We start from the raw sequence: 6881 nt of genomic DNA on the forward strand, positions 1-6881 counted from the left end.
GTATGTTTATTAGACAATGGTATATAATGCCAGTCCCTTTCTTTACTCTTATATCAACACTATGAATCAATTACTTATTACTGTTTGTTTACTGACTTTTAGTAATGTTTTTATGACTTTTGCGTGGTATGGGCATTTGCGGTTTTTACATAACCAAGTTTGGCTAGTGGCGGTGTTTGCTAGCTGGGGGATTGCGTTATTTGAGTATTTATTGCAAGTGCCTGCTAATCGCATTGGTTTTCAGGTTGCCAGCGCAAGTCAATTAAAGATTATTCAGGAAGTAATTAGTTTGTCTGTTTTTATCCCTTTTTCAATTTATATTTTAAAAGAGCCATTTAAGACAGACTATATTTGGGCGGGTTTGTGTCTTTTAGGTGCAGTATTTTTTATGTTCCGCGATAAGATTTTTGCTTAAATTCATTCTAGAACCGTGATAAATATTGAGCATATTTGTCACGGTAATGATCTAAATTAGCCTTTCAAATATTCCACTGTAAATATAATTGTGATGACTATCACATTAAAAATACTCAATCTTTATTAATATGTTGCTGTATTTTATTGTTGAACAGCTATTGATATCTTGCTGACCGTGTTATTGTTTCATACAAAATGATTAATTGGATGTTATTTAAGCGTTTTTTGTTTCGATAACATGTTTTGATAGTTATCCCTTATTTGTATAAGGAGAAGTATATGCAAAAAAAAATTTTTTGTTCGTTATTTGTTGCTTCTTTAATATGTTCAAATGTTTTTGCTTCTGGGGGAAAAGATGTAACAACAGATCCTAATGATTTTTTCCTTAAAGAAGAACAAGCACCTAATAGCTTGCTGCTTTTGCCACCGCCTCCTACTTTTGACAGCATTGATTTTTTACGCGATAAAGCAATGTACGATTGGGGTAAGTCTGTTCGTAATACAGAACGTGGAAAACAGGCCTATTTAGATGCTGATTCAAGTAAAGATAATATCACTAAGCAATTTTCACCATCTTTTGGTTTTGAAATTTCTGATAAGAAAACGCCAGAAATTTACAAATTAGTTACTACAATGAAAGAAGATGCCGGGGATTTGGCAACGCGCTCAGCTAAAAACCATTATAACCGTATTCGACCGTTTTCATTTTTCCATGAACCAACCTGTCGCCCAGATGATGAAAAAGCGCTATCGACCAATGGATCCTATCCCTCTGGTCATACAACAATGGGGTTTGCTATTTCACTTGTGTTAGCAGAGATAAATCCAGCGCGTCAAAATGAAATTTTAAAACGAGGTTATGAGATTGGCGAAAGCCGCGTTATTTGCGGCTATCATTGGCAAAGTGATGTTGATGCTGCTAAGGTGATGGCAGCTGCGGTGGTTGCTCAATTACATACGAATACCGCTTTTAATCAACAATTAACGAAGGCAAAAGCCGAGTTCCGCCATTTAAAATAAGGGTGATAATGGGCAGTTATTGCGCAGCTGATCATGGCGATGTGATGCCAAATTAATTATAAAATATCAATAGCATTGGCTGTTGTTGACAGCCAAGCTTATTCTTTATTATAGCGCCTTAAAGGAAATATCCGGTAAAATTGCTTCGCCTTGCCAATATAACTCACTGGCAATACGCCCGGCAATTTGGCAATAAAGCTGGGTAAATTCGCTATCAGGATGGCTAATAACAGTAGGTTGCCCTGTATCGAGATCTTGGCGTAACATTTTATGGAGTGGCATTTTCCCGAGTAATTTTGTTTGATATTGCTCAGCTAAACGCTGTGCTCCACCTTCGCCAAAAATGGCTTCGTGATGACCACAATTTTCGCAAATGTGGTAACTCATGTTTTCAATAATGCCTAGTGTAGGGATGTTGACTTTATTAAACATGGTCATGCCTTTTTGGGCATCAATTAATGCTATGTCTTGTGGTGTACTGACAATGATTGCTGCCGTTACTGGAATGCTTTGTGCTAGGGTTAATTGGATGTCCCCAGTACCCGGAGGCATATCAATAACCAAATAATCAAGCTCAGGCCATAATGTATCTTGTAATATTTGCAGTAATGCCTTGCTTGCCATTGGTCCACGCCATACCATGGCGCTATCTGGATCGACTAAATAACCAATAGAGTTACTGGCTAATCCGTGTGCCATAATTGGGGTCATGTGTTTATTGTCAGGTGTTAACGGTTGCTGTTTTTCTGTGCCTAACATGGTTGGAATTGAAGGGCCATAAATATCTGCATCTAAAATACCTACTTTGGCGCCTTGTTTTTGTAAAGCTAGTGCAAGATTGACGGCTGTTGATGATTTACCCACGCCACCTTTGCCTGAACTTATGGCGATAATATTTTTTATATTATTAATGGCATGTTGGTCATTAGCGCGCCTTAATGTCGCTATTGGGTATTCAATATGCCAGTCAACTTCGTTAATGTTGTTAAGCTTGAGTAATTCAGGAGTGGATTTTTTTTTCAATTCCTCAAAAGCGGTTTGCCAAACAAAGGGCATAGCTAAAGTGATAGATAAACAATGATTAACTATTTCACATTTTTTTAGTGCTTTAAGTTCAAGTAAATTTTTTTGTAAAGTTGGATGCGTAAAATTTTCAAGAATTTTTTTGACTTCAATGTTCATTATGGCTATCTCTTTATGTATCGACATTTAGGCCCATTTCACTTTCAATCAATTCTCCTTAAGAGGGTAAAACATCGTAAATGGTGGGACACCATCAAGCACATTATTTTCATCCTCAAAAAAAATCATTGCTTACTTGCTTACAAAGCGCAATCGAGTATAGAAATTTAATCAAATTATGGCATAAATCTAGCGATAATCCCACGATTGATGTACTATTTCTGCTATTATATAAAAAGGGACAATAAATTAATATGACAACTCAACGCAAAATATTGGTGACTTGTGCACTTCCTTATGCCAATGGTTCAATTCATTTAGGGCACATGCTTGAACATATTCAAGCTGATGTGTGGGTACGCTATCAACGCATGCGTGATAATGAAATTTATTTTATTTGTGCTGATGATGCGCATGGTACGCCAATTATGCTTAAGGCTCAACAATTAGGTATCACGCCAGAGCAAATGATCAGTGAAGTAAAAACTGAACATCAACGTGATTTTGCTGGGTTCCATATTAGTTATGATAATTACCACTCAACACATAGTCCTGAAAATCGCGAAATATCAGAGCAGATTTATCAGCGTTTAAAGGCTAATGGTTACATTAAAACTAAAATCATTTCACAGTTGTTCGATCCTGAAAAACAGATGTTTTTGCCCGATCGTTTTGTAAAAGGCACTTGTCCACGTTGCAAAGCACCAGATCAGTATGGTGATAACTGTGAAGTTTGTAGTGCAACTTATAACCCGATTGATTTAATTAATCCTAAGTCTGTTGTTTCGGGAGCCACCCCCATTATGAAAGAATCAGAGCACTTCTTTTTTAATCTGCCTGCTTTCTCAAATATGTTGCAAGCGTGGATCCGTTCTGGGACGTTGCAAGATCAAGTCGCTAATAAAATGCAAGAATGGTTTGAAGCTGGCTTGCAACCATGGGATATTAGCCGTGACGCGCCTTATTTTGGTTTTGAAATCCCAGATACGCCAGGTAAATATTTTTATGTTTGGTTAGATGCACCCATTGGTTATATGGGATCTTTTTTAAATTACTGCAATAAACAAAATAAACCCATTTTTGACGAATTTTGGAATAAAGATTCCAGTACAGAGCTTTACCATTTTATTGGTAAAGATATTGTTTACTTCCACAGCTTATTTTGGCCTGCAATGCTTGAAGGTAGCCAATATCGCAAACCATCGAATATTTTTGTTCATGGCTATGTGACCGTTGATGGCGCTAAAATGTCTAAATCACGCGGTACGTTTATTCAAGCAAGCACCTATTTAAAACATTTAGATCCCGATTGTTTACGTTACTATTACGCTGCTAAATTATCACCGCATATTGATGATATTGATTTAAACCTTGAAGATTTTGTGCAACGTGTGAATAGTGATTTAGTTAATAAAGTGGTCAATATTGCTTCACGTTCGGCTGGATTTATTTATAAACGTTTTGAGGGCAAATTATCGGATAAAGTGGCAGAGCCAGCGCTTTATGGATTATTTGTGGAAAAAGCGAAAGTGATTGCCGATTTCTTTGAACAACGCGAATCAGGTAAAGCCATTCGTGAGATCATGGCGCTTGCCGATGAAGCGAATCGTTATATTGACGAAAAAGCACCGTGGGTTGTTGCTAAGCAAGAAGGGCAAGATCAAGCATTGCAAGATATTTGCTCAATGGGGATTCACTTATTCCGCATTTTAATGACCTATTTAAAACCGATTGTACCGTCATTAGCTGAACGAACTGAGGCATTTTTAAATAGTAAATTAGAATGGAATACCATTGGGGATGCGTTAACAAACCACAAGATTAATCAATTTAAAGCGTTATTTAACCGTATTGATATGGACAAAGTCACAGCCATGATTGAAGAAACTAAACAACAAGCTGCCTTAGCAACACCAGCTAAAACCCAAGTTGCCGAACCTATCGCTGAAACAATTAATTTTGGCGATTTTGCTAAAGTCGACATGCGAGTTGCTTTAATTAAACACGCCAGTTTTGTTGAAGGATCAGATAAATTACTTCAACTAACGCTTGATATTGGTGATGAAACGCGTAATGTGTTTTCTGGCATTAAGCAATTCTATCCAGATCCTCAAGTGCTGATAGGTCGTTTAACTATTATGATTGCAAATTTAGCACCTCGCAAAATGCGTTTTGGTGTTTCAGAAGGCATGGTGCTTTGCGCTAGTGGTAAGGATGATAGTGAGGGTGTTTATCTTTTATCTCCAGATAGTGGCGCTAAGCCAGGGATGCGAATTTCGTAATTGATATCTTTATTATAAATAACTGCATCTTAACAAGTTAATATACTTGTTAAGATGTTTCAGGAAATTATGCGTTTCAGTATAAAATTTGCTTATTTGATAAATAATTGTAGCGTTTGTTTTTTAGAGTTGTTTTTCTATTATAAGTGTTTAGCTAACCAACTATCATGTAACCACTTTTGAGTTTGCCTTCCTGCTCGAATAAAATCCCAGTCAATATCTCTTTCAAAAACCATTACTGTTTGATCAGGTCCTATAATAGTCCAAAAATAGAGGCCAGTATTTAAATCACGGCATTTGACTTTCATTCCTGTTAGTGTGTTTTTTTGCCATCAACAATAATAGTTTCGTTATGGGTATTGATCCAATTATTATTATAGTTTTCTAATAAATCTGGTGCATAGTCTTTAAGAAAATTTAGAGTAATTTGTAATGCGATTTCTTTGGAAACTTGTTGGCTAGAAGACTGATATTTAGGTAGTAATCTTACTAATCCTTGTAAATTTTTAGTAGTATCATTTATTAATAATGAAACATGTTGTTGTTCAAGATGTATGCTTTCATTGGGTTCAAAACGATAAAGAGTGACAGGCTGTTTATTGTGGAGTCCTTGTTTAGTTAATACAAAATTAAAATCGCGTTCTGCATTTTGTAATAACTTTTGAAAATTTGGTTCAAGTATGTTTTTTGCTTGTTGTATTTGCGTTGAGTTCATAGTGGGTTCCTTTATTGTACTCATTTCTTCGGCATAACAAATTGAATTTAAAAAACTTGTTATAATTATTAAGCTAATAAATATTTTTTTCATTATAAAAACCTTAATGGTAATTTCTTTTATTTAACATTAGTTGCAATGCACAAATAAATAGGAAAAGGGTGACAAGTAAAATTAAAGTATTTGTTTCAAAAATGGTTGGTAAAAAGGCGCCTACACTCGCACCAATAAATAAAACACAGGTGTATAGCGATATGGCAATGCCACGACTTTCAGCTTCAGATTCGATTGTAATACATGTAATCATTGATGGAATGGCATAGGCTAGTCCAAAAATAAATATAAAATGGATAATAAATAAAAAACTAACAAAATTTAATTGGTCATTAATATAAAAACAGTGAATTAATAACGAAATGCTCATTAGGCATAATGCCATGAATAATACGTATAATGGTTTGATTAGCTTAAATATATAACCAGCTGTTAGACTAAATAATATAGCAATAATGCTTATATTACGTAGTGTTGGTACATAAATGATTAATGAGCTATGGTGTAATATTGAATAAAGACTAACGAAACTAAGTAAAACAAAGAGCGAACAACAATAGATAGGAAATAATTTTTTATTAAACAAAATATTGGGAAGTTTACTAAAAATTGAAGTTATTGTTGTTTTTTGGGGTGTTGGTTTTTTTCTATTGCTTTTTGAACTGTTGAAATAAAAGCATACAGCGCCTAATGCGTAAATAATACCTAAAAACCACATAGACTTATGCAGTGAATCAACAATCATTATTGAACCAAACCATTGCCCAATGGTTGTTGCGAGTAGAAACGCACAACTAATAATTGAGATTGCTTTAGATTTTGTTGCATCAGCAAGGTTGACCGAAATCCACGCTAATGCAACAGGTGGAAATGAGGCTGCACAAAAGCCTTGGATGGAACGTGCTAGCAATAATAAATAATAACCACTTATCAATGGAATAATAAAAGTGATTAATGCTAAAAGTAGTAAGCCTATTGCTAAAGTAAAATCTTTGCCTATTTTATCCGATAAAATTCCCCAAATAATTAGTCCAATCGCGTAAAAAATACCAAACACACTTGTCAATAAGCTGACATTACTTGGTGTGCTACCTTTGATAAAAATTAGTAAATTTTCTGGAATGGGTAAAAAAATGTATAGAAGGGTAACAACAGCAAGTGCTATAAAAGGAATTAATGTTGTTCCTACGATTAACTTATATTTCATTGAT

7 protein-coding genes are annotated in these 6881 nt (G+C 35.0%); 3 read left to right on the plus strand and 4 right to left on the minus strand.

The features are described from left to right. Positions 1–61 precede the first annotated feature (61 nt). Both A9G30_RS03420 and A9G30_RS03425 read left to right on the plus strand, forming a co-directional pair. On the plus strand, positions 62–415 hold the full coding sequence (locus A9G30_RS03420) for a DMT family protein (protein ID WP_065582439.1): 354 nt from the start codon (positions 62–64) through the stop codon (positions 413–415). A gap of 281 nt (positions 416–696) precedes the next feature. Beyond that, positions 697–1437: an acid phosphatase gene (locus tag A9G30_RS03425; RefSeq protein ID WP_065588068.1), complete on the plus strand. Its 741-nt coding sequence runs from the start codon at positions 697–699 to the stop codon at positions 1435–1437. Between the two features lie 108 nt (positions 1438–1545). Here A9G30_RS03425 and apbC read toward each other — a convergent pair whose 3' ends face one another. After that, positions 1546–2646: an iron-sulfur cluster carrier protein ApbC gene (apbC, locus tag A9G30_RS03430; RefSeq protein ID WP_065582441.1), complete on the minus strand. Its 1101-nt coding sequence runs from the start codon at positions 2644–2646 to the stop codon at positions 1546–1548. Between the two features lie 227 nt (positions 2647–2873). Here apbC and metG point away from each other — a divergent pair, with 227 nt between their 5' ends. After that, the gene (metG, locus tag A9G30_RS03435) at positions 2874–4901 is read left to right on the plus strand and encodes a methionine--tRNA ligase (protein WP_065588069.1); all 2028 of its coding nucleotides are present in this window, start codon (positions 2874–2876) and stop codon (positions 4899–4901) included. Between the two features lie 140 nt (positions 4902–5041). Here metG and A9G30_RS12865 read toward each other — a convergent pair whose 3' ends face one another. The 3 genes from A9G30_RS12865 to A9G30_RS03445 all read right to left on the minus strand — a co-directional run. Further along, entirely contained in the window at positions 5042–5209 is a 168-nt protein-coding gene (locus A9G30_RS12865; protein ID WP_176700830.1) for a hypothetical protein, read from the minus strand. A 5-nt stretch (positions 5210–5214) separates the two neighbouring features. Beyond that, complete coding sequence (locus A9G30_RS03440; RefSeq protein ID WP_141671967.1) at positions 5215–5709, minus strand: hypothetical protein; 495 nt, start codon at positions 5707–5709, stop codon at positions 5215–5217. Positions 5710–5719: 10 nt separating this feature from the next. After that, positions 5720–6881, minus strand: a 1162-nt coding sequence (locus tag A9G30_RS03445; protein WP_141671968.1) for an MFS transporter, incomplete at its 5' end; no start/stop codon positions are given.

Source organism: Gilliamella sp. Fer4-1, from assembly GCF_001690515.1.
In the GTDB taxonomy this organism is placed as follows: Bacteria; Pseudomonadota; Gammaproteobacteria; order Enterobacterales; family Orbaceae; genus Gilliamella; species Gilliamella apicola_C.